The organism is Streptomyces sp. NPDC001617 (genome assembly GCF_053596855.1).
In genome coordinates this window covers 1-24,959 of record NZ_JBSFHA010000070.1, presented here as the reverse complement: position 1 = coordinate 24,959, position 24,959 = coordinate 1, and the positions used below count along the sequence as shown (strand labels likewise).

The 24,959-nt window shown below is 70.1% G+C and carries 23 protein-coding genes; 15 read left to right on the top strand and 8 right to left on the bottom strand.

The features are described 5' to 3' along the window. Positions 1 to 164 precede the first annotated feature (164 nt). Positions 165 to 1,766, bottom strand: coding sequence for a PucR family transcriptional regulator (locus ACWC09_RS38100; protein WP_450855619.1), 1,602 nt, complete (start codon positions 1,764 to 1,766; stop codon positions 165 to 167). A gap of 278 nt (positions 1,767 to 2,044) precedes the next feature. Between ACWC09_RS38100 and solA the strand changes: the two genes are divergently transcribed. The 13 genes from solA (at position 2,045) to ACWC09_RS38035 (ending at position 16,134) form a co-directional block, all read left to right on the top strand. Next, positions 2,045 to 3,181, top strand: coding sequence for an N-methyl-L-tryptophan oxidase (solA, locus tag ACWC09_RS38095; protein WP_450855618.1), 1,137 nt, complete (start codon positions 2,045 to 2,047; stop codon positions 3,179 to 3,181). A gap of 118 nt (positions 3,182 to 3,299) precedes the next feature. Beyond that, positions 3,300 to 3,980 carry a haloacid dehalogenase type II gene (locus tag ACWC09_RS38090; protein WP_450855617.1) on the top strand — a complete coding sequence of 227 codons (681 nt, stop codon included), beginning with the start codon at positions 3,300 to 3,302 and terminating at the stop codon, positions 3,978 to 3,980. A 100-nt stretch (positions 3,981 to 4,080) separates the two neighbouring features. After that, positions 4,081 to 5,100, top strand: a complete 1,020-nt coding sequence (locus ACWC09_RS38085) for an ABC transporter substrate-binding protein (protein ID WP_450855616.1) — start codon at positions 4,081 to 4,083, stop codon at positions 5,098 to 5,100. Positions 5,101 to 5,107: 7 nt separating this feature from the next. Beyond that, positions 5,108 to 6,064, top strand: a complete 957-nt coding sequence (locus tag ACWC09_RS38080; RefSeq protein WP_450855615.1) for an amino acid ABC transporter permease — start codon at positions 5,108 to 5,110, stop codon at positions 6,062 to 6,064. After that, positions 6,061 to 6,828: an amino acid ABC transporter ATP-binding protein gene (locus tag ACWC09_RS38075; RefSeq protein WP_450855614.1), complete on the top strand. Its 768-nt coding sequence runs from the start codon at positions 6,061 to 6,063 to the stop codon at positions 6,826 to 6,828. The genes ACWC09_RS38080 and ACWC09_RS38075 overlap by 4 nt, the downstream gene beginning before the upstream one ends. A 269-nt stretch (positions 6,829 to 7,097) precedes the next feature. Beyond that, the gene (locus ACWC09_RS38070) at positions 7,098 to 8,378 is read left to right on the top strand and encodes an NAD(P)/FAD-dependent oxidoreductase (RefSeq protein WP_450855613.1); all 1,281 of its coding nucleotides are present in this window, start codon (positions 7,098 to 7,100) and stop codon (positions 8,376 to 8,378) included. 41 nt (positions 8,379 to 8,419) lie between these two features. Continuing rightward, the gene (locus tag ACWC09_RS38065) at positions 8,420 to 9,871 is read left to right on the top strand and encodes an NAD-dependent succinate-semialdehyde dehydrogenase (RefSeq protein WP_450855612.1); all 1,452 of its coding nucleotides are present in this window, start codon (positions 8,420 to 8,422) and stop codon (positions 9,869 to 9,871) included. Between the two features lies 1 nt (position 9,872). After that, on the top strand, positions 9,873 to 10,856 hold the full coding sequence (locus ACWC09_RS38060) for a D-2-hydroxyacid dehydrogenase (RefSeq protein WP_450855611.1): 984 nt from the start codon (positions 9,873 to 9,875) through the stop codon (positions 10,854 to 10,856). 440 nt (positions 10,857 to 11,296) lie between these two features. Beyond that, entirely contained in the window at positions 11,297 to 12,337 is a 1,041-nt protein-coding gene (gene argC / locus ACWC09_RS38055) for an N-acetyl-gamma-glutamyl-phosphate reductase (RefSeq protein ID WP_450855610.1), read from the top strand. After that, a complete protein-coding gene (argJ, locus tag ACWC09_RS38050; RefSeq protein ID WP_450855609.1) occupies positions 12,334 to 13,485 on the top strand; it encodes a bifunctional glutamate N-acetyltransferase/amino-acid acetyltransferase ArgJ in 1,152 nt (383 codons plus the stop codon). The genes argC and argJ overlap by 4 nt, the downstream gene beginning before the upstream one ends. Then, on the top strand, positions 13,482 to 14,390 hold the full coding sequence (gene argB, locus ACWC09_RS38045; protein ID WP_450855608.1) for an acetylglutamate kinase: 909 nt from the start codon (positions 13,482 to 13,484) through the stop codon (positions 14,388 to 14,390). Before argJ ends, argB begins: the two co-directional genes overlap by 4 nt. After that, positions 14,387 to 15,574 (top strand): acetylornithine transaminase, encoded by a 1,188-nt coding sequence (locus tag ACWC09_RS38040; RefSeq protein WP_450855607.1) that lies wholly within the window; start codon positions 14,387 to 14,389, stop codon positions 15,572 to 15,574. The genes argB and ACWC09_RS38040 overlap by 4 nt, the downstream gene beginning before the upstream one ends. A 20-nt stretch (positions 15,575 to 15,594) precedes the next feature. Beyond that, a complete protein-coding gene (locus ACWC09_RS38035) occupies positions 15,595 to 16,134 on the top strand; it encodes an arginine repressor (protein ID WP_450855606.1) in 540 nt (179 codons plus the stop codon). Positions 16,135 to 16,141: 7 nt separating this feature from the next. Here the strand turns inward: ACWC09_RS38035 and ACWC09_RS38030 are convergent, their stop codons facing one another. The 5 genes from ACWC09_RS38030 to ACWC09_RS38010 all read right to left on the bottom strand — a co-directional run bounded on the left by ACWC09_RS38030 (position 16,142) and on the right by ACWC09_RS38010 (position 21,065). Continuing rightward, entirely contained in the window at positions 16,142 to 16,879 is a 738-nt protein-coding gene (locus ACWC09_RS38030) for an FAD:protein FMN transferase (RefSeq protein ID WP_450855646.1), read from the bottom strand. Positions 16,880 to 16,937: 58 nt separating this feature from the next. After that, complete coding sequence (locus ACWC09_RS38025; RefSeq protein ID WP_450855605.1) at positions 16,938 to 17,738, bottom strand: FMN-binding protein; 801 nt, start codon at positions 17,736 to 17,738, stop codon at positions 16,938 to 16,940. Positions 17,739 to 17,767: 29 nt separating this feature from the next. Beyond that, on the bottom strand, positions 17,768 to 19,150 hold the full coding sequence (locus tag ACWC09_RS38020; RefSeq protein ID WP_450855604.1) for a ferredoxin reductase family protein: 1,383 nt from the start codon (positions 19,148 to 19,150) through the stop codon (positions 17,768 to 17,770). A gap of 75 nt (positions 19,151 to 19,225) precedes the next feature. Continuing rightward, positions 19,226 to 19,699, bottom strand: coding sequence for an FMN-binding protein (locus tag ACWC09_RS38015; RefSeq protein WP_450855645.1), 474 nt, complete (start codon positions 19,697 to 19,699; stop codon positions 19,226 to 19,228). Positions 19,700 to 19,712: 13 nt separating this feature from the next. Next, positions 19,713 to 21,065, bottom strand: a complete 1,353-nt coding sequence (locus tag ACWC09_RS38010) for a ferredoxin reductase family protein (RefSeq protein WP_450855603.1) — start codon at positions 21,063 to 21,065, stop codon at positions 19,713 to 19,715. Between the two features lie 149 nt (positions 21,066 to 21,214). Between ACWC09_RS38010 and ACWC09_RS38005 the strand changes: the two genes are divergently transcribed. Continuing rightward, positions 21,215 to 21,955, top strand: a complete 741-nt coding sequence (locus ACWC09_RS38005) for a response regulator transcription factor (protein ID WP_450855602.1) — start codon at positions 21,215 to 21,217, stop codon at positions 21,953 to 21,955. Further along, positions 21,952 to 23,409 (top strand): sensor histidine kinase, encoded by a 1,458-nt coding sequence (locus ACWC09_RS38000; protein WP_450855601.1) that lies wholly within the window; start codon positions 21,952 to 21,954, stop codon positions 23,407 to 23,409. Before ACWC09_RS38005 ends, ACWC09_RS38000 begins: the two co-directional genes overlap by 4 nt. Here ACWC09_RS38000 and ACWC09_RS37995 read toward each other — a convergent pair. Together ACWC09_RS37995 and ACWC09_RS37990 are read right to left on the bottom strand one after the other, a co-directional pair. Beyond that, positions 23,396 to 24,106, bottom strand: coding sequence for a L,D-transpeptidase family protein (locus ACWC09_RS37995; protein ID WP_450855600.1), 711 nt, complete (start codon positions 24,104 to 24,106; stop codon positions 23,396 to 23,398). The genes ACWC09_RS38000 and ACWC09_RS37995 overlap by 14 nt on opposite strands. A 160-nt stretch (positions 24,107 to 24,266) precedes the next feature. Further along, positions 24,267 to 24,959: hypothetical protein (locus tag ACWC09_RS37990; protein ID WP_450855599.1), on the bottom strand; the 693-nt coding region annotated here is incomplete at its 5' end.

Here is a 24,959-nt window from a genome sequence, read left to right as displayed (position 1 = left end):
CGAACGGTGCAGGGCGCTCTGCGGTATCGGCGATGCCGACTGCCCGGCCCTGTGGTGGGGCCCCGCCTGCTTCCAGTCGGAGCCCACCACGGGGCCGGACCGTCGTCGACGCTCTTCAGAGCGGCGCCGGGTGTGCGTACCTGCCCTCGCCGCCCCGCAGGCGCCTAGCCCGCGTCCAGGACCAGTACCGCGACATGCAGGGACGTGCGCTGCAGTCCGGATTCCAGGTCGCAGCCAAGGAGACGTTCGATGGTGTGCAGGCGCTGGTAGTACGCCTGCCGGGACATACCGGAGTGTTTCGCCGCGACCGACTTGTTCCCGGCCGCCGCGAGATAGGCGCGCAGCGCCGGGAGCAGGTCGCCGTTGTTGCGGTCGTCGTGCTCTATGAGGCGGGTCAGTTGCCGTTCCGCGTACCGCTGAAGGCGCGTGTCCGCGCGCAGGACGCCCAGCAGGTCCGGCAACTGGACGTCGGCGGGTACGTAGAACCACCGCTCCGGGGAGGCCGCGGTGATGGCCTCGGCGGTCTGCTCCGCCTCCTGCCACGACCGGGCTATCCCGCCGAGGTCGGTCACGCCGGGGCCGACGGCGACGACCGCCCGCGGTCCGAGTTCTTCCCGGGTCAGCCGGCCGATCCGCTCGGCGACCGGCTGCCAGGCGCTCGCCTGTGCCAGTGCCATGAGGACGCCGATCCGGCCCGGGGCCGTCTCGCCGACCAGGGCGCGCACGCCCGCGTGCGTCAGCGCCTTCGCGATCCGTTCGTCGACGTGCTCGTCCTCGGTGCTGGAGCACGGGTGGCGGATGACCAGGGCGAAGAGCCGGTGTCCGGAGGTGGGCAGCCCCAGTGCCTCGGTGCGGGCACGCGCGTCGGCGGGGGAGCGGAAACGCCGTTCGTACAGGTCTCGCAGCACGGTGCGGTGGGCCCGGCGCTCCCACCAGGCCTGCCCTGCAAGGCGCGCCATGGTCAGCGCGACCGCCGCGCTTTCCAGCACGAGGATGTGTTCGGGGTCGGGCTCTGCGTTGAGCCGGCCCTCCAGCAGGACCAGCCGCCCCCACGGCCCGTGGTGGTCCTGCACCGGTGCGATCAGCCACCCCTCCGGGCCGCTCGGCGTGATCGTCTCCGGTGTCGGTGCGGCTCGTGAGCGCCGCGACCAGGCCGAGACCACCGGTTCGTACGGCCGGCCGAGCAGCTCGCACATGAGGACCCGGTGGGTGAGGTCCTCCAGTACCACGGGGGCTCCGGTGAGCTCCGCGGTCGTGTGCACCAGTTCCTCGGGGTCCGCGCCCCGCAGCGTCAGGGCGGTGAAGATGTTCTGGATGTCCCTGCCCCGGCGCAGCAGGGCCCCCTGGGCGTCGAGGATGAGCGCGTGCACCGTCTGCGTGACGTCGACGAACCGGACGCCACGGGCCAGCTCGACCAGCGGCATGTCGCGAGCGCGGCACGCCGTCACCAGCTCGTGGGGCACCTTCTGGTACCGGTAACCGAGCTCCACGACCAGGCCGGCCGCGCCGACGTCCGCGAGCTGGTCGACGTAGCCGCGCAGCTCGGAGGGGTCCTCGGGATGCGGCACGCCGGTCGTCAGTACCAGTTCGCCGCCCTCCAGGAAGTCCGCGGGGTTGAGGAGCTCGGTGACGTGCACCCAGCGCACCGGGCTGTCCAGCCGTGACTCTCCGGCCAGCACGCGCGGCATCCCTTCGGCGAGCACGGGCAGGAGCAGTACCTCCCTGAGGGTGGGGAAGTGCCCGGTTGCGGTGTGTCTGGGCGGCATAGGGGGTCTTTCTTCTGAAGGAATCGGGGTCACCTTGGCACCGGCCACTCATCGTGACAAGAGGCGGCCCGTCATTCGGGCAGTCCGGTCGTCCGCCGTGACAGACCGTCTCAAGAAGGCCCCGAGGCGGAACACAGTGTGGGTTGACCTGCGGGTTCCGCCGGGCGGAAAGTGAACGCCATCCCCAGCAGGAGCCGAACCGCAAAGGTCCGCACGGTATCCGCAGCGTGCTGGGGCCCGACTGCCACCCAGACCACACCATCGAGAGGAGCGACCTCATGCGCATCCCGAAGCGCGTCGCCGTGATCGGTGCCGGCAGCATGGGCAGCCAGGCCATGTGGCGACTGGCCGCACGTGGAGCCGAGGTCATCGGCTACGACCGCTACGCACCGGGTCACGACCGCGGCGCGGCCGGGGGCGAGAGCCGCATCTACCGGGCCGCCCACCTCGGGGAGCCCGCGTACATTCCTCTGCTGCGGCTGGCGGACCGGATGTGGGAGCAGCTCCAGGCGGAGACCGGCCGGTCGCTGCGACGCCGCAGCGGCAGCCTGGTGATGGGGGAGGCCTCCTCACCGTCCATGAGCCTCCTCCTCTCCACCAGCACCGCCCAGGGACTGGATCACGAGGTCCTGGAGAGGGAGGAACTTGCCCGCCGCTACCCGCAGCACCGGCTTCCGGAGGGACACGTCGCCGTCCTGGACCGGTTGGGCGCCGTCATCAGGCCGGAGGCGTCCATCCAGGCCGCCGCCGGCCGTGCCGAGCACCTGGGCGCCCGGCTGCACCGCTACACCACGGTGCGCGAGGTCGTCCCCGTGGCGGGCGGCGGGGTGAACGTCGTCACCGACCAGGGCACCGACCACGTGGACGTCGCCGTGGTGACCGTGGGCCCCTGGATCAACACCCTGCTTCCGGACCTCCCGCAAGCCATCGACATCCGCCGGGTGGTCTGCTCCTGGCACCTGCCCACCCGCCACGACTGGTTCGCGGGCGGTGCTCCACCGTTCGTCCGCGCCGTACCGCACGACTGCTTCGGAATCCCGTCGCCCGACGGCATCTCCGTCAAGCTCGGTCTCTCCTTCAAGTACCACGCGCCGGTGCCCGAGCCCGATCAGCTCGACCGCACCGTCCGCCCCGAAGAGCTCGGTGTCTTCCGCGAGCTCATCGGTGAACTCATGCCCGACCTGAACCCCGATCCCATCAGGATGTCGGCCTACATGGAGGGCTACACGGAGTCCGGAAACCCGATCGTCGGCCATCTCCCCGGCGAGGACGACATCATCGTCATGGCCGGGTTCTCCGGCAGCGGTTTCAAGTTCTCGCCCGCGATGGGCGAGATCGCCGCCGACCTGGCGCTCGACGGCACCACGCAGCACCCTGTCGACTTCCTTGCTCCGGCAGGAGTCGGCGCCGTCTGATCCCCGGCGGTTGCCGACGTCATCACCCCCCCACTCCTGACGCCCTGTCGTGAGCATGCCTAAAAGGGTCCCTGCCGGCCCCGACCAGTTCCCCGACGCAAGAATACGGAGCACTTCCATGCCCCTTCCCTCGTTCCAGTTCCGCCCGAAGTACGTCTCGTTCGACTGCTACGGCACGTTGATCGAGTGGCCGATGACCCCCATCACGCGTGAGCTCGTCGGCGACCAGATCCCCGCCGAGCAGTGGGAGCAGTTCGTCAAGGAGTTCCGCGGCTACCGCTACGACGCGGTCCTCGACAAGTACTACCCCTACGAGCAGACGCTGCAGGCCGCCTTCGAGCGGGTCTGCCGCAAGTGGGGCGTCAAGGCGGCCCCGGACGCGGGCAAGCGGCTCGCCGACGGGGTGCGCAGCTGGGGGCCGCACGCGGACGTGCCGGAGCCGCTGAAAAAGATGGGGGAGCACTACAAGCTGGTGATCCTGTCCAACGCCGACGACTCCTTCCTCGCGGAGAGCGTGCCGCGGCTGGGCGCCGACTTCCACGCGGTCTTCACCGCGGAGCAGGCCGGCTACTACAAGCCCCGCTACGCCGCGTTCGAGTACATGCTCGACCAGCTCGACGCGTCCCCCGAGGACTTCGTGCACGTCTCCTCGCACACCCGCTACGACCTGATGCCGATGCACGACATGGGCTTCCGCAACCTCGTCCTCCTGGACCGCGGCTGCGACCCGGTCACCCACGGCTACGACTACGTGACCGTCAAGTCCCTCGACGACCTCAACCAGATGCTGGGCATCTGACGCGCGCCGCGCACCCGCCCCCCCCGTCCGATCCGCACGTCGTCCCCGCATCACGGATTCCCCGTATCCCCGTATCCCCGTATCCCCAGGAGGCACCGCCATGGAAACCAACCGGACAGGCCGCAGAAACGTATTCCGCACCGCAGGCGCCGTGGCCGCCGCGATGCAGGTCAACAGACACCTGAGCATCCCGATCGCCACCACCGCTCTGGCCCTCGCGCTCGCCGCGTGCGGGGCGACCGGCACCGCGCAGAACGCGGCGGCGAAGAGCACGACGCAGGGCGGGGGATCCGGCTCGTCGGCCGAGCACACCGACGACATCTCGGTGGGCGTGAAGCCGGACCAGAACGCGGTGCAGCTGCTGCCCGCGACGGTGAAGGCCAAGGGCACACTCTCGGTGGCCATGGACCTGGCCTACCCGCCCACCACGTTCATGGCATCGGACAACAAGACCCCGATCGGGTTCAACCCGGACATGGCCCGGCTGATCGCCGCCAAGCTCGGCCTCAAACTCCAGATCAACAACGTCAAGTTCGACACCATCATCACCGGACTGCAAGCCAACCGGTACGACTTCACCGCCTCCACCATGGGCGCCACCAGCGACCGGCTGAAGGTGCTCGACATGGTGGACTACGTCAACTCCGGGACCGGAGTGTCCGTCCCTTACGGCAACCCGCAGAACCTGGGCACCCACACGCTGTGCGGGCACCGCGTCGCCGTTCCCTCCGGCAGCACCGCGGAGCTCCAGTGGCTGCCCCAGCTGTCCAAGCAGGACTGTACGAGCAAGGGCAAGCCGGCCATCAAGTCGGTGAGCCTGCCCAGCGTGAACGACGCTCTGACCCAGCTGGTCTCCAAGCGGATCGACGCGGTGATGTACGACTTCATCTCGCTGGAGTGGGCGGCCGCGCAGCAGCCCAAGACGTTCGACGTCCTCAAGCCCCTGGTGGCCACCAAGCCCGCGACCGTCGCGCTGAAGAAGGACTCGCCGCTGACCCCCGCGTTGAAGGCTGCCCTCCAGTCGATCATCGACAGCCCCAAGTACACCCAGGCGCTGGACCGCTGGGGTCTCAAGGACCTCGGGATCAAGACCGCGGCCATGGCCGTCCCGCAGGACTGAGACGCCGATGGACGTGATCGAGACCACGACGACCAGGCGCGGACCGGTGCCACCACTACGGGCCGAAGAGAAGAAGCGCATCACGCCAAAGCGTCCGCGTGATTATGTCGCCTGGGCCGTCGCCATCGCGATCGTCGCCGGTCTGGTGTGGACCGCGGTGACGAACGAGAACTACCGCTGGCCGGTGGTGTTCAGCTACTTCACCACGCAGACCATCCTCAACGGCCTGCTGGTCACGCTGCTCCTGACCGCGGCGAGCATGGGGCTGGGCACGCTGCTGGGGCTGGTGCTGGCGGTGATGCGCATGTCGCAGCAGCGGCCCGTCTCCGGGCTGGCCCAGCTCTACATCACCTTCTTCCGCGGCACCCCGGTGCTCGTGCAGCTGGTCTTCTGGTTCAACATCGCGGCGCTGTACCCGAACCTCTCGATCGGCATCCCGTTCACCGACATCTCCACACCGGTGAACGTGAACGCGATCATGACGCCGATGACCGCGGCCATCGTGGGACTGACGCTCAACCAGGCCGCCTACATGTCCGAGATCATCCGCGGCGGGTTCGCCTCGGTCAGCCGCGGACAGCACGAGGCCGCGGAGTCCCTGGGCATGTCGGCCTTCACCAAGCTCCGCCACGTGATCATCCCGCAGACGATGCCGGCGATCATCCCCGCCACCGGCAACCAGGTGATCGGCATGCTCAAGGAGACCTCGCTGGTGAGCGTGCTCGGCGTCGCGGATCTGCTGCAGAGCGCCCAGGCGATCTACGCCCGCACCTACCAGACGATCCCGCTGCTGATCGTGGCCAGCCTCTGGTACCTGATCATGACGCTGGTGCTGAGCGTGCCGCAGTCCATGATCGAGCGCCGTTTCTCCCGCTCCACCCGGACACGGCTGACCCCGGCCGCCACCTCGGCCGAGCCCGGGGCCGGTCAACTCGTTCCCACCACGAGGGAGTCCCTGCTGTGAACCCGGACGGAACCATCGTCGCACGCAAGCTGTGCAAGAGCTTCGGACGTCACCAGGTCCTGCGTGACATCGACCTGACCGTCGCGGCCGGGGAGATCTCCTGCATCATCGGGCCCAGCGGCTCGGGCAAATCAACCCTGCTGCGGTGCATCAACGGGCTGGAGACCGTCGACCGCGGAGTCCTCAAGGTCAACGGGGAGGACTTCGGCTACGTCGAGAAGGACGACGCCTACCACGCCGTGCGCCCCAAGCGGCTGGCCGAACAGCGCGCCCGTATCGGCATGGTGTTCCAGCAGTTCAACCTCTTCCCCAACATGACCGCCGAGAGCAACGTCATGTCCGGACCGGTGCTGGTGCAGAAGAAGGACCGCGCCTCCTGCCGGGAGCGGGCACAGCAACTGCTGGCCAGGGTCGGCCTTGCGGGGTGCGGCCACAAGTACCCCGCCCAGCTCTCCGGCGGCCAGCAGCAGCGTGTGGCCATCGCCCGCGCGCTGGCGATGGAACCCACCATCATGCTGTTCGACGAACCCACCAGCGCACTGGACCCCGAGCGCGTGGGCGAAGTACTCGCCGTCATGCGCGACCTCGCCGGTAACGGAATGACCATGCTGCTCGTCACCCACGAGATGGCCTTCGCCCGTGAGGTGGCCGACGAATTGCTCTTCATGGACGAAGGCATCGCAGTCGAACGCGGCGACGCACGCGAAGTGCTGGCCAATCCCCGCGAGAAGCGCACGCAGGCCTTCCTCGAAAGGGTGCTGTAGAAGCGGCTGTCACGCGGAAGCGGCCTTGCCGCGGCAAGCGTGGAGTAGTCGCCGGCCGACCGCGGGGGATGCAACTTCCGCCCCTGCCCCTCATCGCCTCCGTCCGCAAGCTCGGTGGCAACAGGACCGTCAGCACGTCCTGCCCGCATCACCCCCACCCCAGCCTTCCCGCCGGCACGGGCCGCGCAGGCGCTGACAGCGCGTCCGGCCTGCCCCCGGGGTGGTGCCGGGCCGCCCCCCACTTCGAAACTCCCCGCTAAGGACCCGACATGAAGACGATTCCCTACTGGATAGAAACCGCAGGGGCGTTTCCCGACCGATCCGGCAAGCCGCTGACCGAGGACACCGACCTGGTCGTCATAGGCGCCGGCCTGACGGGTCTGTCCACGGCCCTGCACTCCGCCCGCAAAGGCGCCCGCGTCACCCTCGTCGAGAAGGGCCAGATCGGCTCCGGTGCCTCCGCCCGCAACGGCGGCATGGCCAACCTGGGCTTCACCATCGGCGTGGGCCAGGCCATCCGCCGGTACGGACTCGAACGGGCCCGCGAGATCTACAACTCCTACGGCGAGGCCGTGGACACCGTCGAACGGCTCGTCAACGAGGAGTCCATCGACTGCCAGTTCCGCCGCGTCGGACGCCTGGGCGTCGCCTCCCGCCCCGCCCACTTCGACAGCAAGAAAGCCCAACAGCGCGACCTGGCCAAGTACTTCGGCCACGAGACCACCCTGATCGGCAAGGGCGAACTGCGTTCCGAGATCGGCTCCGACGCCTACCACGGCGGCCTGCTCGACCCGTTCAGCGCCGCACTGCACGTCGGCCGCTTCGTGCGCGGCATGGCCGAGGCGTGCGAGCGCACCGGTGTCGAGATCCACGAGCGCAACGCGGCCATCGGCGTGCGGCGTACCGCCGCCGGACGGTTCGAGGTCAGCACCGAGCGCGGTGTGATCCGTGCCGGGCAGGTCATGATGGCCACCGACGCCTACACCGACAAGAACTTCCCGTGGCTGCGCCGCCAGCAGGTCTGCGTGGGCAGTTTCATCATCGTCACCGAGCCGCTCGGCGAGGAACTCGCCCGGGACATCATCCCCAAGGCCCGCCTCATCGTCGACTCCAACAAGGTCTGCCACTACTTCCGGCTCACCCCGGACAACCGGCTGTTGTTCGGCGGCCGCGCCCGCTTCGCACCCTCCGACCCCACCTCGGACAAGAAGAGCGGGGCCGTCCTGTTCCGTGAGATGTGCGGGATCTTCCCCCAGCTCTCCCGCGCGAAGATCGAGTACGTGTGGGGTGGCTCCGTCGGCTTCGCCATGGACCGCATCGTGCACGCCGGGCAGACCGACGACGGCGTCTACTACTCCATGGGATACGCCGGCCACGGCGTGCAGATGGCCACCCACATGGGCCACGTCATGGCCGAGGTGATGGACGGCCACCCCGAGGCCAGCCCCGTCCGCGACATCGCCCCACCCCGCATCCCCCTCTATAACGGCACCGCCTGGTTCCTGCCCTTCGCGGGCGCCTACTACAAGACGCTCGACCGCATCCGCTGACCGGTCGGCAGCCCCTCTGCACCCAGAAGGAGACACCCACCATGACTGTCGTCCGTGATGTTCCCAAGCAGCTGTTCATTGGCGGCGATTGGCAGGACGCGGAGTCCGGCCTGACCCTGTCCGTCGACAACCCGGCCACCGGCGAGGAACTGTGCCAGGTCGCCGACGCCTCACCCGGCGACGGCCGGCGTGCCCTCGAGGCGGCCGTCGCCGCGCAGGCCGCCTGGGCCGCCACTCCGCCGCGCGTGCGCAGCGAGATCCTGCGTCGCGCCTACGACATCATCATCGCGCGTACCGAGGACCTGGCGCTGCTGATGACCCTGGAGATGGGCAAGCCCCTGGCCGAGGCGCGTGCCGAAGTGGCCTACGGGGCGGAGTTTCTCCGCTGGTTCTCCGAGGAAGCCGTCCGTGTCGACGGCGGCATGATGACCGCCCCCGACGGCCGGAATCGCCTGCTGGTCACCCGTCAGCCCGTCGGACCCTGTCTGCTCATCACTCCGTGGAACTTCCCCCTGGCCATGGGCACCCGCAAGATCGGCCCCGCCATCGCCGCCGGCTGCACCATCGTCCTCAAACCCGCCCCCCAGACGCCCCTGACCAGCCTCGTCCTGGCGCAGATCCTCACCGAAGCGGGACTGCCGGCCGGTGTGCTGAACGTCGTCACCACCTCCGACGCAGCCGGCGTCGTCGAACCCCTGCTGCGCGGCGGGCAGATCCGCAAGCTGTCCTTCACCGGCTCCACCCAGGTCGGCCGGATCCTGCTGGCCCAGTGCGCCGACACGGTCATCCGTACCTCCATGGAACTGGGCGGCAACGCCCCGCTCCTCGTCTTCGACGACGCCGACCTCGACGTGGCCGTCGAAGGCACCATGGTGGCCAAGATGCGCAACATGGGCGAGTCCTGCTGCGCGGCCAACCGCATCTTCGTCCACACCTCCGTCGCCGAGGAGTTCGCCTCCCGCCTGGCCGACCGCATGGCCGCCCTCACCGTAGGGCCCGGCACCGAACCCGGTACGGATGTCGGCCCCCTCATCGATGTCGTCGGCCGCAGCAAGGCACACGACCTGGTGCGGGACGCCGTCAAGCGCGGTGCCACCGTCCTGACCGGCGGCGAACTCCCCGAGGGCCCCGGCTGCTTCTACCCGCCCACCGTCCTCACTGGTATTGCCCCGGACTCGGCGATCATCGACTCCGAGATCTTCGGCCCGGTCGCCGCGATCCGCACCTTCCAGACCGAGGACGAGGCCGTCGCCGCCGCCAACGACACCGAATTCGGCCTGGCCGCATACCTGTTCACCCAGAACCTCGACCGTGCCCTTCGGGTCGCCGAACGCCTCGAAAGCGGCATGATCGGCATCAACACCGGACTGGTCTCCAACCCCGCCGCGCCTTTCGGCGGCGTCAAGCAGTCCGGCCTCGGCCGCGAAGGCGGACGCGTCGGCATCGACGAGTTCCTCGAGTACAAGTACCTGGCCATCCCCGTCGGAGCCTGACATGCGCGACCGACTCGTCGTCCTCTACCGCGGCAACCGGCCGCCCGCCACCGCGCGCCTCGAAAGCCTCGCCGACACCGTCTACGCCACCGAGGAGGAGCTGCCCTACCTCCTGCCCGGCGCCGACATCCTCCTGGCCTGGGTGAACATCACCCCGGCCATCCGGGAGGCATGGCCCGACGATCCGCACAAGGCGCCCCGCTGGGTGCACGCGTCCTCCGCAGGCGTGGACTCCTTCCTGTTCCCCGCCCTGGTGGACGATCCGAAGGTCGTCCTGACCAACGCCCGCGGGGTCTACGAGCAGCCGACCGCCGAGTACGTCCTGGGCCTGATCCTCTCCCTCGCCAAGGACTTCCCCGGCACGTGGGAGCACCAGCGGCGCCGCGAGTGGCGCCCGCGCCCCAGCGACAGCATCACCGGACGCACCGTGCTGGTCTGGGGGACGGGGCCGATCGGCCGGGCCATCGCCAGACTGTTGCGCGCCGTCGGGATGCGGGTGAGCGGAGCCGGCCGCGCGCCCCGCACGGACGACCCCGACTTCGGCACGGTCCACGGTGGGGCGACCCTGCGCTCCGCCCTGACGGAAGCGGACTACGTCGTCCTGGCCGCTCCCCTCACCCAGGGCACCCGGGGAATGGTCGACGCCCCCGTGCTGGCGGCCATGAAGCCGGGGGCCCGGCTGATCAATGTAGGCCGGGGCGGACTCGTCGACGAAGAGGCGCTGGTCGACCACCTCGCCGCCGGACGGCTCGCCGGCGCAGCCCTGGATGTGTTCGCCCAGGAACCCCTGCCGACCGAATCACCTCTGTGGAACCTGCCCGGCGTGATGATCTCCCCGCACACGGCGGGCGAGACCACGGACGAGCGCGAGGCGCTCATCGAGGTGTTCCTCGACAACTTCGCCCGCCACCTCGAGGGCCGGCCGCTGCGCAACGTGGTGGACAAGCGACGCGGATACGTGGTCGACGGCACGCACCCCGCCTGAAGGCGAGCAGCACCGATGGGACCGGGCGGTAGCCACCCGGTCCCATCGCCTCGTACCGCCGCCAGCAGACCTCGTCCACACCCACATGCCACGTCGAACTCCACCGACGCGGCCAGTCGCCCCCGAGCCGCAGCCGATCCCGCAGTCCGGCGTCCCCGTCGTACGCCGTGACAAGGTCGTCCAGCTGACTCGAATCCGATGGGATCTTCGCTCTCGCTGCCTTGCCCACTCATCCGGAGAAGCACCACTCGACCGGCGACGGGGGCGTTTCGCCGTTACTGCCCGCGACGCAGCGTGACGGGACCAAGATTTGCCAACCAGCGTTCTCCATGTGCCAACCAAAAATCTCAGTCACACCGGGCGCGCCGGTGCATAGTGATCCATGGGATTGCATAAAACTGCGGCGAAACGTATAGTCATGCCATCCAGAGGAGGATGACATGGTGGTACGCGCGGCAGTGGCCGGAGCGAGTGGATACGCGGGCGGTGAAGTCCTGCGGCTGCTCCTGGCGCACCCGGAGATCGAGATCGGGGCCCTGACCGGCAACTCCAACGCCGGCCAGCAGCTCGGCGCGCTCCAGCCCCACCTGCTGCCCCTGGCCGACCGCGTGCTCCAGGAGACGACCGCCGAGGTCCTCGCCGGGCAGGGCCGTCGGCATGACGTGGTCTTCCTCGCCCTGCCCCACGGCCAGTCCGCCGCCGTAGCCGAGCAGCTCGGCCCGGACGTCCTCGTGGTCGACATGGGCGCCGACTTCCGGCTGAAGGATGCCGGCGACTGGGAGAAGTTCTACGGCTCCCCGCACGCCGGGACCTGGCCGTACGGCCTCCCCGAACTGCCGGGTGCCCGCGCCGCGCTGGAGGGGTCCAAGCGCATCGCGGTGCCCGGCTGCTACCCGACCGCCGCCACGCTGGCCCTCTTCCCGGCCTACGCCGCAGGCCTCGCCGAGAACGAGGCCGTGATCGTCGCCGCCTCCGGGACGTCCGGCGCGGGCAAGGCGGCCAAGCCTCATCTGCTGGGCTCCGAGGTCATGGGTTCCATGTCGCCGTACGGCGTCGGCGGTGGCCACCGGCACACCCCCGAGATGATCCAGAACCTCAGCGGGGCGGCCGGCGAGAGCGTGACCGTCTCCTTCACCCCGACGCTCGCGCCCATGCCCCGCGGCATCCTCGCCACCTGCAGTGCGAAGGCCAAGCCCGGCGTCACCGCCGAGTCGGTCCGCGCCGCCTACGAGAAGGCCTTCGCCGACGAGCCCTTCGTCCACCTGCTCCCCGAGGGCCGGTGGCCCGCCACGGCGTCCGTCTACGGTTCGAACGCCGTTCAGGTGCAGGTCGCGTACGACGAGTCCGCGGGCCGCATCATCGCGATCAGCGCCATCGACAACCTGACCAAGGGCACCGCGGGCGGTGCCGTACAGAGCATGAACCTCGCCCTCGGTCTCGACGAGACCACCGGGCTTTCCACGATCGGAGTCGCACCGTGAGCGTCACGGCAGCCAAGGGATTCACGGCGGCCGGCATCGCCGCCGGGATCAAGGAGAACGGCAACCCGGACCTGGCCCTCGTGGTCAACAGCGGTCCGCGCCGCGCCGCCGCCGGTGTCTTCACCTCCAACCGTGTGAAGGCCGCGCCGGTGCTGTGGTCCGAGCAGGTGCTGAAGAGCGGTGAGGTCTCCGCCGTCGTCCTCAACTCCGGTGGCGCCAACGCCTGTACCGGTCCCAAGGGCTTCCAGGACACGCACGCGACCGCCGAGAAGGTCGCCGAGGTGCTGGGTCGCGGTGCCATCGAGGTGGCCGTGTGCTCCACCGGCCTCATCGGCGTCCTGCTCCCGATGGACAAGCTGCTCGCGGGAGTCGAGACCGCGGCCGCCCAACTCTCCGAGCACGGCGGTGAGAAGGCCGCCATCGCCATCAAGACCACCGACAGCGTCCACAAGACGTCCGTCGTCACCAAGGACGGCTGGACCGTCGGCGGCATGGCGAAGGGCGCGGGCATGCTCGCCCCGGGTCTGGCCACCATGCTGGTCGTCCTCACCACCGACGCCGTGCTCGACAACGACGTACTGGACAAGGCGCTCCGGGCCGCCACCCGCACCACCTTCGACCGCGTCGACTCCGACGGCTGCATGTCGACCAACGACACCGTGCTGCTGCTCGCGTCCGGTGCTGCCGAAGTCACCCCGGAATACGACGAGTTCGCGGAGGCCGTACGCCAGGTCTGCGACGACCTCGGCCAGCAGCTGATCCGCGACGCCGAGGGCGCCAGCAAGGACATCAAGGTCGAGGTGGTCAACGCGGCGAGCGAGGACGACGCCGTCGAGGTCGGCCGCTCCATCGCCCGCAACAACCTCCTCAAGTGCGCGATCCACGGCGAGGACCCCAACTGGGGCCGTGTGCTCTCCGCGATCGGCACCACCAAGGCCGCCTTCGAGCCGGACCAGCTCAACGTCGCCATCAACGGTGTCTGGGTCTGCAAGAACGGCGGCGTCGGCGAGGACCGTGAGAAGGTCGACATGCGCTACCGCGAGGTGCACATCGTCGCCGACCTCGCCGCCGGGTCCGAGACCGCCACGATCTGGACCAACGACCTCACCGCCGACTACGTCCACGAGAACAGCGCCTACTCCTCATGAGCACTACGCGTAAACACACCGCCCTGCCCAAGGCCCAGATCCTCATCGAGGCGCTGCCCTGGCTGGTCAAGCACAACGGCAAGACGGTCGTCATCAAGTTCGGCGGCAACGCCATGATCGACGAGGACCTGAAGGCCGCGTTCGCGCAGGACGTCGTGTTCCTGCACCACGCCGGCCTGAAGCCCGTCGTCGTGCACGGCGGCGGCCCGCAGATCAGCGCCGCCCTCGACAGGCACGGCATCGTCAGCGAGTTCAAGGCCGGGCTCCGCGTCACCACCGAGGACGCCATGGACGTCGTACGGATGGTGCTGGCCGGGCAGGTGCAGCGCGAGCTGGTCAACCTGCTCAACCAACACGGGCCGCTGGCCGTCGGGTTGACCGGCGAGGACGCGCACACCATCACCGCCACCAAGCACCAGCCCGAGATCGACGGGGAGTTGATCGACATCGGGCGGGTGGGCGAGATCACCGCGATCGAAACGGGCGCGATCGAGGCACTGCTCGCCGACGGCCGGATCCCGGTCGTCTCGTCGATCGCCCGGAGCCAGGACGACGGACATGTCTACAACGTCAATGCTGACACGGCGGCTGCGGCACTCGCTGCTGCTCTTGGAGCGGAGACTCTCATGGTCCTCACGGACGTCGAGGGTCTCTACGAGGACTGGCCGCACAGCGACGAGGTGATCAGCCGCCTCACGGCTTCCCAACTGGAGAAGCTGCTGCCGGAGTTGAGCTCCGGCATGGTGCCGAAGATGGAGGGCTGTCTGCACGCCGTACGAGGCGGCGTCACCACCGCCCGGGTCATCGACGGCCGGGTCCAGCACTCGATCCTGCTGGAGATCTTCACCGATGAGGGCATCGGCACGATGGTCGTGCCGGACGCCGTGGAGGGGGACGCCGAATGACCGCCAACGAAGAGCTCACCCAGCGGTGGCAGGGCTCGCTGATGAACAACTACGGCACCCCGCTGCTGCCCCTCGTGCGCGGTGAGGGCGCCAAGGTGTGGGACGCCGACGGCAAGCAGTACCTCGACTTCGTCGGCGGTATCGCGGTGAACGCGCTCGGCCACGCCCACCCGGCGATCGTGGAGGCGGTCAGCCGGCAGATCGGCTCGCTCGGCCACATCTCCAACTTCTTCATGGCCGACCCGACGATCACCCTCGCCGAGCGGCTGCTCCAGCACTTCGGCCGGGACGGCAGGGTCTTCTTCTGCAACTCCGGCGCCGAGGCCAACGAGGCCGCGTTCAAGATCGGCCGGCTGACCGGGCGGACCCATGTGGTCGCCACCGAGGGCGGCTTCCACGGCCGTACCATGGGTGCCCTCGCGATGACCGGCCAGGAGGGCAAGCGGACGCCGTTCCTGCCGCTGCCGGGTGACGTCACGCATGTGCCGTTCGGCGACGCCCAGGCGCTGGCCGCCGCCGTCACCGAGGAGACCGCGCTGGTCGTCCTGGAGCCGATCCAGGGCGAGATCGGCGTCGTCACCCCGCCGCCCGGCTACCTCAAGGCGGCCCGCGCGATCACCGCCGCGAACGGTGCGCTGCTGGTTCTCGACGAGGTGCAGACCGGTGTCGGCCGTACCGGGCACTGGTTCGAGTACCAGGCCCACGAGGGCGTCCTGCCGGACGTCGTCACCCTGGCGAAGGGCCTGGGCGGCGGGCTGCCGCTGGGCGCGACCGTCGCCTTCGGACGGGCCGCCGAGCTGCTGCAGCCGGGCCATCACGGCTCGACCTTCGGCGGCAACCCGGTCGCCTGCGCCGCCGGACTCGCCGTTCTCGACACGATCGCGAACGACGGGTTGCTGGAGAACGTCAAGCGGCAGAGCGAGAAGTTGCGGGACGGGATCGAGTCGCTGGGCCACCCGCTGATCGGCCATGTCCGGGGTGCGGGTCTTCTCCTGGGTATCGTGCTCACCGAGCCGAAGGCGCCCCAGGCGCGCCAGGCGGCTCAGGAGGCCGGGTTCCTGGTGAACGCGCCCGCCGCGGACGTCGTACGGCTGATGCCGCCGCTGAATCTGGGCGATGACGAGGTGGAGGCGTTCCTCGGGGCGCTGCCCGGAATCCTGGACGCGGCCAACGGGGATGGATGATCCGGAGAAATGAGACGTCGATGAGTCAGGCGCAGGACGACGCACAGCACGCCGGACCTGCCGTGCCGCAGACGCGGACCGCGCGGCACCGCCGGATCGTGGACATCCTCAACCGGCAACCGGTGCGCTCCCAAAGTCAGTTGGCGAAGCTTCTGGCCGACGACGGTTTGAACGTCACGCAGGCCACGCTGAGTCGGGATCTCGACGAGCTGAACGCGGTGAAGATCCGCAACACCGACGGCGACCTGATCTACGCGGTGCCGAGCGAGGGGGGTTTCCGGACCCCTCGTGCTCCGTTGGGGGAGTCCGCCAAGGAAGAGCGGATGCGGCGGCTGTCCCAGGAGTTGCTGATCTCCGCCGAGGCGTCCGCGAACCTGGTGGTTCTACGGACGCCTCCGGGGGCTGCGCAGTTCCTGGCGTCGGCCATCGATCAGGCGGAACTCCACGACATCCTGGGGACGATCGCCGGTGACGACACGTTGTTGTTGATCAGCCGCGATCCTACGGGGGGACACGCGCTGGCCGACCATCTGCTGAGGCTGGCCCAGAACGGGCACTGAACGAGGATCAGCCGAGCCGAGATGCCAGGCCCCCTGTGCATCTCACCTCGTCGCCCGCCGTGATGAGCAGGGCCTCCACATCGGGTAGCGACTCCAGCCAGCGCAGGCCCTCCCGCGACCCCATCGCGAAGGCCGCTGTCGCCCAGCAGTCCGCCCAGGTCAGCTTGGGGGCCACCACGGTCACCGCCACGAGGTCGGTGACCGCTGAACGGCCGGTCCTCGGGTCGACGATGTGGGTGCCGCGCTCGGCCGTGCCCGAGGTCGCCACGGCCAACTCGTCCGCGCCGGCCGCCGAGACGACCGCCGCGAGGCCGCCCGGGCGGAGGGGGTCGGAGACTCCCACGCGCCACGGCCGGTGGGCCTCCGGGGTGCCCAACAGCTGAACGTCCCCACCCCCGTTGACGCTCACCCCGCTCGCGCCGGCCGCCCGGATCCGCCGTGCCGCGCGCTCCGCGGCCCAGCCCTTGACGATGCCTGTCGGGTCCAGCCGCTTCTCGTAGTGCATGCTGAACCAGCCGTCGCTCACCCGCTCGGCCTCGGCGCCCAGTTCGAGCACCTCGGCGACCTCGGGGTCGCACTCCTGAACCGTCAGCTCACCCCGTGCCAGCCGGGAGACCTGGCTGTTCTCGCGGTAGGTGCTGAACACCTCGTTCACCCGGTGCAGCTCGGCGATCGCTTCTCCGAGCGCCGCCTGCACCGCACCGGGCTCCCCGCCGCGGACGTCGAAGGAGAAGACGGTCCCCATGACCTCCTCCGCGTGCCGACGCACCGCGACGGGAGTCTCTGCCGACTCGGCCACTGCGTCAGCCACCGGCCTGGTCCAGCGCCGACTGGAGCGACTGCTTGTAGCCGCCGCTGGTGTAGGTGGCACCCGAGACCGAGTCGATCTGCGCGGTGCCCGCCGCCACCGCTTCCTGGTTGAGCTTGGGGATGGCCAGCGCCGTCTTCTGGTCGCTCAGACCGCCCTTGGGCGCCTGCACCGCCTCCGCCTTGGTGATCTTGCCGTTGGCCACGGTGATACGGACCTGGACCGGGCCGTACTGGGTCTGCGCCACGCTGCCGGTCACCGTCTTGGCCTGAGCGGCGCCGCCGGAGCCGGAACCGGAGCCCTGGGAGGCACTCGCCGAGGGCTTCGAGGAACCGGCGCTCGCCTTCATCTTGTCCAGCGCCGACTGCAGCGACTGCTTGTAGCCGTTGCTCGTGTACGTCGCCCCGGAGACCGAGTCGATCTGCGCGCTCTGCGCGGTGACCGTCTCCTGGGTGAGCTTGGGGATGGACAGGGCCGTCTTCTGGTCGCTGGTGCCGCCCTTGGGCGCCTGGATCGCCTCGGCCTTGGTGATCTTGCCGTTGGCGACGGTCAGTCGGACCTGGACGTTGCCGTACTGCGTCTGGGCCACGTTGCCGTCGATCGTGCCGTTCGCGGAACCGGCCGCCGAGGCGCCGCCCTGCGGCGACTGCTGGGCCGCGGCCGTCTGCTGCGGGGCCGCGCCGGCCGCCTGGGCGTTCGGGTCCGACGCAGGCTTCAGCGACAGCATCAGCACGACACCCGAGACGGTGGCGGCGGTGGCCAGCACAACACGCCGGATGGGGTGACTCTTCTTCATTGCTACCTAAGCTCCTGAAGTCCCGTCGCTCACATCTCGAACGACTCGTGATGGATGCGGCGGGCGGGCACTCCCGCGCCGCGCAGTGCTTCGTACACGGACTGCGCGAACCCGGCCGGGCCGCACATGAACACGTCGTGCTTGTCGATGTCCGGCAGCTTCTGCCGCAGCCGGTCCGCCGAGATGTCGGGGCGCTCCCCGTCCGGGCTGTTGACGGCGTACATCAGCCGGGCACCGCGGTCGTCGGCGATGGCCGCGAGCTCGTCCCAGAGCGCCAGATCCTGAGTGGTGTTGGCCCGGTAGAGGAGAGTGATGTCACCGGCCGCGCCGGGCAGCGTCTCGAACAGCGCCCGCATCGGCGTGATGCCGACACCGCCCGCGACCAGCAGCACCTTGCCGCGGCTGCGGCGCTGGGCGGTCATGGCGCCGTACGGCCCCTCGGCCCACACCCGGGTGCCGGGCGTCAGCTCCCGCAGCCGCTCGCTGTGGTCGCCGATCGCCTTCACCGTGATCCGCAGCATGTCCGGGCGGGGCGCCGCCGACAGCGAGTACGGGTGCGAGCTGAACCGCATGCCCGGCGCGAGGAACCGCCACCGGAAGAACTGCCCCGCCTGCGCGCCCATCCGGTGCAGCTTCCGCCCGCCGATGAGGACGGACACGATGCCCGGGGCCTCCTCGATGACCGCCTCGACGCGCATGCGGTGCCGCATGTTGAGCCGGATCGGGGTGAGGATGCGGTACCAGATCACCAGCCCGGTGACCGACCCGTACAGCACGTACCAGAAGGTCTTCGCGGCCGGCTCGATGGCGAAGTCGTTGCCGGTGGTGATCTGGTGCCAGAAGGTCAGGAACACGGCCCCGTACGTCAGCAGATGGACGTGGTACCAGGTGTCGTACGGCAGCCTGCGCCGCACCGGACCGATCGACGTCAGGCCGATGAGCACGAACAGCCCGGTGCCGATGGCCGCCTTGCCCATGTCCGGCAGCTGGTTGATGGAGTCGATGGTCTGCTGGACGATGTCGCCCAGCGTCTTGCCGGCCTGCAGCGCGTAGCCCCACATGATGAGGAAGACGTGCGCGAAGACCAGGCAGAGCGTGTAGCGGCCGCTCATCGCGTGCCAGCGGGCCACCCGGTCGGAGCCGACGCGCCGTTCGAGGGCGGGCACGCGGGCCATCTGCAGCACCACGAGCGCCATCAGATAGCCGGCCAACAGGCCGGTGATCCGGCCCGCGTTGAGGATCTTGCCGTTCTGGTCGGCGATGGACGGTGTGTTGTGCCACCACAGCCACAGCACGCCGACCGCGCCCGCGAATACCGCGAGCAGCAGGACGGTCGCCGGGGAGCGGCGCGGGCGGATGCGGCGCATCGTCTGGCGGCGGGCGGCGCGGCCGCCTGCGAGCGTGGTGGTCACTGTTCCTCCGGGGCGGGGGCAAGGGGGTTGGCGTGGTCCCTTGGCACTGAGATACGTGCCGCGCCGCCCGTGCGTTCAGCTGCCTGCCGAGTCCAGCGCGGACTGGAGTGACTGGCGGTAACCGTCACTCGTGTACGTGGCCCCCGAGACGGTGTCGATGTTCGCGCTCTGGGCCTGCAGCGCCTCGGTGCGCAGCCGGGGCAGCGCGTAGCTGTTGATCTCCTGGTCGCGCGGGTTGTCCGTCGGGTACTGCACCGCCGTCACTTCGGTGAGCTTGCCGCTCTTGAGGGTGATCTTGACCTGGACCGGGCCCCAGCGGGTCTGGATCGTGTCGCCGGTGACGGTCTTCGTGCCGGAGGTGGAGCCGCCGGACGTGCCCGCACCGGAGCTGCTGGAGCCGCTGGAGCTGCTGGAGGGCGCGGGCACCGCCAGGGCGGTCGTCGGCGTCGAGTGCGGCTTCATCGAGAGCAGCAGCACCATCCCGGAAACGGTGGCGGCACTCGCCAGCACGATCCGGCGCAGCGGGCGATTCTTCTTCAACGCGTGCACTTGGGCCACCGCCTCACAGCTCGAACGACTCGTGGTGGATACGACGGTCCGGCACACCGGCCGCGCACAACTCCTCGTACAACTCCCGGGCGAAGCCGTGCGGGCCGCATATGTATACGTCGTGGCCGGCGATGTCGGGGATCGTCGCGCGCAGGGAGCGGGCGCTCAGGTCGGGGCGCCGGCCGTCCGGTCCGTTGAGCGCGTACAGCAGCTTCGCGCCGCGCCAGTTCGCGATGGCCTCCAGCTCCCCGCCCAGGGCGAGGTCCTCGGCCGTGCGGGCGCGGTAGAGCAGGGTGACCTCGCCGGGCAGCGTCTCGAACAGCGCCCGCAGCGGAGTGATGCCGACGCCGCCCGCGATGAGCAGGGACTTCGGCGAGGTCTGCCGGTCCGCGGTCAGGGAGCCGTACGGGCCCTCCGCCCACACCCGTGTGCCGGGCCGCAGCAGGGACACGGCCGCACTGTGGTCGCCGAGCGCCTTGACCGTGATCCGCATCAGGTCCTGGCGCGGCGGCGCCGACAGCGAGTACGGCGTCGACGTCCAGCCCATGCCCTCGCCGAAGAACCGCCAGCGGAAGAACTGCCCCGGCCGTGCGTCCAGTTCGTGCAGGTGCCGGCCGCGCACGACGACCGAGTACACGCCCGGCGCCTCCCGGTGCACGGACTCGACCCGCAGCCGGTGCCGCAGGTTCAGCCGGACCGGCGCGAGGATCCGGAACCACAGCACCAGGGCCGCGACACCCAGGTACAGCGTGTACCAGGCGGCCGTGGCCCCCGCGTGCCCGTTGAACTCGTTGCCCAGCGTCAGCTGGTGGAAGAAGGCCAGGAACACGGCGAGGTAGGTGAGCAGGTGGACGTAGTACCAGAACTCGTAGCTCAGCCGCCGGCGGGCCGCGCGGGCCGAGGTGATGCCGACGGCGAAGAGGATGATCGTCCCGGCCGTGGCCTTCAGCATGTCCGGATAGTCCAGGACCACGGTGACCGTCTCGTGCCAGACCGAGGCGCGGTCCTGGGCCGCGTACCCGAGGAGGATCAGCACGACATGTGCGACCAGCAGGCAGACGGTGTACCGCCCGGCCATCGCGTGCCAGCGCGCCACCCGGTCGGACCCGATCCGCCGCTCCAGCAGCGGCACCCGCGCCATCAGGCCGACGAGCACCGCGCAGGCGTACCCGCACAGCAGTCCGGCGATCCGTCCGGCCCCGGTCAGCCAGCCCGCCGCGCCGACCACCGACCCGGTGTCCGCCCACCACAGGGCGACCACGGCCGCGGCCCCCGCCCACAGCAGCGCCAGCACGGCTCCCGCGGGGGAGCGCGGCCCGGCCGGCGCCACGGCCGGTGCCGTCCGTCGGTCGTACACGGTGGTCATATGTGGGTCCTTTCGCCTCTATGGGACGCAACTGTGCCGCCGTAACTTCTCAAGCCCCTCTGAACGGGCCCCTTCCGAGCCGGCTCAGAGGAAACTCAGAGCATCGCCCGCCGCCCATGGCCCCCGCGAGGGGCCATCCTGGTAGGGCGATGAACACCACCCGCTCCGGCCGCCCCGCCCTGACGCGCCCCGACGGCACCCCGCTGCGCGTCCTCGTCGTCGACGACGACCCGGACCTCGCCGAGGTGCTCTCCGGCGCCCTGCGCTACGAGGGCTGGCAGGTCCGCTCCGCCGCCGACGGCGCCTCCGCCCTCACCGAGGCCCGTGAGCTGATGCCGGACGCGGTCGTCCTGGACGTGATGCTCCCGGACACCGACGGCTTCGCGGTCCTGCGCTCCCTGCACACCGTGAAGCCGGACGTCTGTGTCCTCTTCCTCACCGCCCGCGACGCGGTCGAGGACCGTATCGCCGGCATCACCGCGGGTGGCGACGACTACGTCACCAAGCCCTTCAGCCTGGAGGAGGTCGTCGCCCGGATCCGCGGCCTGCTCCGCCGCGCGGGCATGGCCCGCCAGCTGGAGGAGGGCCCACGCCTCACCGTGGGCGACCTGATCATGGACGAGGACTCCCGCGAGGTCACCCGCGCGGGCGAGCTGATCGAGCTGTCACCCACCGAGTTCGAGCTGCTCCGCTTCCTGATGCGCAACCCCCGCCGCGTCCTCAGCAAGGCCCAGATCCTCGACCGCGTCTGGTCCTACGACTTCGGAGGCCGCGCCCATGTCGTCGAGCTGTACATCTCGTACCTCCGCAAGAAGGTGGACGCGGGCCGGGAGCCGATGATCCACACGGTCCGGGGCGCCGGATACGTCCTCAAGCCGGTCGCGTCATGACGCTCCTGCGACGCCTGCCATGGCCCCGCACCCTCCGGGCCCGGCTCACCGTCGGCCTGGTGGTGCTGCTGGCGATCAGCTGTGCCGCGGTCGGCGTGGCCGCCGTGATCGAGCTGAACGGCTTCCTGACCAGCCGCCTCGACCAGCAGATCGGCCAGGCGGGGAACCGCTTCCCGGAGAGCCTGGAACACGGCGGCAAGCTGCCGGACGACCACGACGGCGACGAGCACGGCGACACCCGCAGGCAGGCCACGGGCACGTTCGGCGCACGCCTGGTCGGGAGCACGGTCACCAACGCGGCGGTGGTGAAGCCCGGCACAGTCACCGACGTGCCCCTGACCTCCGGGGACAAGAAGCAGCTCCGTGTGGTCCCGAAGGACGGCAGGGGACACACCGTCCACCTCTCCACCCTGGACGCCTACCGGGTCATGGCCTCCCGGGGCCTCGACGGCGACATCCTGATCACCGGTCTGCCCCTGGAACCGGTGGAGGCCACCGTCCACCGCCTCGAACTGGTCGCCGGGATCGTCTTCGGCGCGGCCCTCACCCTCACCGGAGTGGCGGGCGCCGTGTGGGTCCGCTGGTCGCTCCGCCCACTGAGCCGTGTCGCGGCCACGGCCACCCGGGTCAGCGAACTCCCGCTGGCCAGCGGCGAGGTGGCGCTGCCGCCCCGGGCCCCGGAGTCCGACCCGCGCAGCGAGGTGGGCCAGGTGGCCGGGGCGTTCAACCGGATGCTGGGTCACGTCGAGGACGCGCTCACCAAGCGGCACGCGAGCGAGGAGCGTCTGCGCAGCTTCGCGGCCGACGCGAGCCATGAGCTGCGCACGCCGGTGGCGTCGGTCCGGGGCCACGCGGAACTGGCGCTGCTCCACCCGGGCCCGGTACCCCCGGAGATCACCCGAGCCCTCGAACGCATCGCGGCCGAATCGTCCCGCATGGGCGAGATGGTCGACGAAATGCTGCTGCTGGCCCGCCTGGACGCGGGGCGCCCGCTCGAACGCGAACCCGTGGACCTCACGATGCTGGTCCTGGACGCCGTCACCGACGCCCGCGCCGCGGGCCCCGACCACCGCTGGACCCTGGACCTCCCGGAGGAACCCCTCACCGTCCCCGGCGACGCCCACCGCCTCCACCAGCTCCTGGCCAACCTGCTGGCCAACGCCCGGCTGCACACACCTGCCGGCACAAAGGTCACGGTGTCCCTGGAGACGGAGGGCACCTGGGCCATCCTCAAGGTCCACGACAACGGTCCGGGCATCCCGGAGGACATCCAGCCGGGCGTCTTCGAACGCTTCACCAGAGCCGAACACCGCCGTCGTCCCGGTTCGGTGGGCGGCGGCGCGGGCCTGGGCCTGTCGATCGTGGCGGCGGTGGCGGAGGCACACGGGGGAGCGGTGGAACTCGAAAGCCGACCGGGATCGACCACGTTCACCGTCAGGCTCAGTACCGGATGATGGTGGTGCTTCCGCTCGTCGTGCCGATGGCGATGTGCGGCTTCTTCCCGGGAGACGCCCACCTGAGGATCGCCTGCATGGCGGATTGGGGCACCGACACACAACCGGCCGTCGCCCCACGCCCGTTGACGTGCAGGAAGATCCCGGCACCCCGCTGCCGCACCCGCCGGTGGTAGTTGAACCCGATCACCACCGCGTACGCGTACTGCGTCGCGTACGAGGCCAGGTGTTCGGACTCGGACGCCCGGCAGTCGGCCGGCCGTGGCTCGGTCCAACGGTTGTAGGACTTCGAGCCGTTGTCCTCGCACCACCACGAACTCCGGTGCACGGGCCGGTACTTGTACGACGTCCCGCTCGGCGCGGCCTTGATGCCGAACGCGAAGGGCAGGTCGTACAGCCCCGTAGGAGTCGTATAGGTGTTCTGCTTGCGGGAGGCTCCGTCGACAAGTCCCTTCGCCCCGAACCGCGCCGCCGCCGAACCGGCCTTCACCCACTGCCCGTTGCGCAGGCTCCACCAGGTGACCGTCCCGGTCGTCGCACTCGCCTTGGAGGCCACGGCGGTGATCAACTGCGTACCCCCGCCCGTGTCGGCCATCCGGGCGGGAAGCGGGGGACTCGCGGCAGGCGCGGCGGACGCCGCACCCAGTACAAGCACGGAAGCACACACCAACGCACCGGCGCCCAGAAGTGATCGCATGGCTCAGACCGTAGACGGCGGAAGCGGCAACGGCAGCCCGGGTAGCCCATCCAGTTCGTCGAGCACCACGGCCGCTCCGACGGTGGGGCGGCTTCAGCTGCCGGCGACCCGTGGCCGCCCCGGCCGGCGCATCATCGGGGCGGCCACAGCGCCTGTCACGTCACTTGGTGAGCGTGCAGGCGGCCAGGGAGTCGAGGCCGGTCGGCTTGGTCGAGGTGCGGCCGATCGCGATGGCGATCCGGTCGATGGTCGACTTCCGCTTGTCGGCCAGCGGGCCGAGGATCGCGTTCTGCACGAAGTTCGGTCCGCCCTGGCCGACCGTGGTCTGCAGCCGCTTGTTGGCCTCGTCGATCTGGGTCTGCAGGAGCGTCAGGTTCCGGGTGACCTCGGCCTGCGCGGAGGCGGGGATCGCGGGGAGCCTGGAGGCGACGTCCGGGCAGGTGATCGTGCCGACGGCGGCGGCGGTGCCGGACGCCCCGCTCGCCGCGGTGGAGGCGGAGGCGCTCGCGCTGGGCGTCGCGGCCGCACCGGAATTGGCGTTGCCCGTGTTGCCCGTACCCGCGTTGCCCGAGCCCGCACCCGCCGCGTTGAGCGTGCACGGCGCCAGCGCGTCCAGCCCCGTCGGCTTGGCCGCCGTACGGCCGATCGCGGTGGCGATGCGGTTGATCGTGGCCACGCGCTTGTCCTTGAGGGGGCCCAGGATGGCGTTGTTCACGAAGTTCGGTCCGCCCTGGCCCACCGTGTCGACCAGGCGCTTGTTGGCCTCGTCGATCTGGGTCTGCAGGAGCGTCAGGTTCCGGGTGCACCGACACCGAGGGGTCGTCCAGCGAGGGGATGCCGGACAGCAGGTCGT

Bases quoted from the DNA above. Each gene is read 5' to 3' on its own strand.
- ACWC09_RS38090 (WP_450855617.1), top strand. From the start codon at position 3,300: ATGCCCCTTCCCTCGTTCCAGTTCCGCCCGAAGTACGTCTCGTTCGAC.
- ACWC09_RS38070 (WP_450855613.1), top strand. From the start codon at position 7,098: ATGAAGACGATTCCCTACTGGATAGAAACCGCAGGGGCGTTTCCCGAC.
- ACWC09_RS38000 (WP_450855601.1), top strand. From the start codon at position 21,952: ATGACGCTCCTGCGACGCCTGCCATGGCCCCGCACCCTCCGGGCCCGG.
- ACWC09_RS38025 (WP_450855605.1), bottom strand. From the start codon at position 17,738: ATGAAGAAGAGTCACCCCATCCGGCGTGTTGTGCTGGCCACCGCCGCC.
- ACWC09_RS38085 (WP_450855616.1), top strand. From the start codon at position 4,081: ATGGAAACCAACCGGACAGGCCGCAGAAACGTATTCCGCACCGCAGGC.
- ACWC09_RS38080 (WP_450855615.1), top strand. From the start codon at position 5,108: ATGGACGTGATCGAGACCACGACGACCAGGCGCGGACCGGTGCCACCA.
- ACWC09_RS37995 (WP_450855600.1), bottom strand. From the start codon at position 24,106: ATGCGATCACTTCTGGGCGCCGGTGCGTTGGTGTGTGCTTCCGTGCTT.
- argB (WP_450855608.1), top strand. From the start codon at position 13,482: ATGAGCACTACGCGTAAACACACCGCCCTGCCCAAGGCCCAGATCCTC.
- ACWC09_RS38035 (WP_450855606.1), top strand. From the start codon at position 15,595: ATGAGTCAGGCGCAGGACGACGCACAGCACGCCGGACCTGCCGTGCCG.
- ACWC09_RS38040 (WP_450855607.1), top strand. From the start codon at position 14,387: ATGACCGCCAACGAAGAGCTCACCCAGCGGTGGCAGGGCTCGCTGATG.
- ACWC09_RS38005 (WP_450855602.1), top strand. From the start codon at position 21,215: ATGAACACCACCCGCTCCGGCCGCCCCGCCCTGACGCGCCCCGACGGC.
- ACWC09_RS38100 (WP_450855619.1), bottom strand. From the start codon at position 1,766: ATGCCGCCCAGACACACCGCAACCGGGCACTTCCCCACCCTCAGGGAG.
- ACWC09_RS38030 (WP_450855646.1), bottom strand. From the start codon at position 16,879: ATGGGGACCGTCTTCTCCTTCGACGTCCGCGGCGGGGAGCCCGGTGCG.
- ACWC09_RS38060 (WP_450855611.1), top strand. From the start codon at position 9,873: ATGCGCGACCGACTCGTCGTCCTCTACCGCGGCAACCGGCCGCCCGCC.
- argC (WP_450855610.1), top strand. From the start codon at position 11,297: ATGGTGGTACGCGCGGCAGTGGCCGGAGCGAGTGGATACGCGGGCGGT.
- ACWC09_RS38065 (WP_450855612.1), top strand. From the start codon at position 8,420: ATGACTGTCGTCCGTGATGTTCCCAAGCAGCTGTTCATTGGCGGCGAT.
- solA (WP_450855618.1), top strand. From the start codon at position 2,045: ATGCGCATCCCGAAGCGCGTCGCCGTGATCGGTGCCGGCAGCATGGGC.
- ACWC09_RS38010 (WP_450855603.1), bottom strand. From the start codon at position 21,065: ATGACCACCGTGTACGACCGACGGACGGCACCGGCCGTGGCGCCGGCC.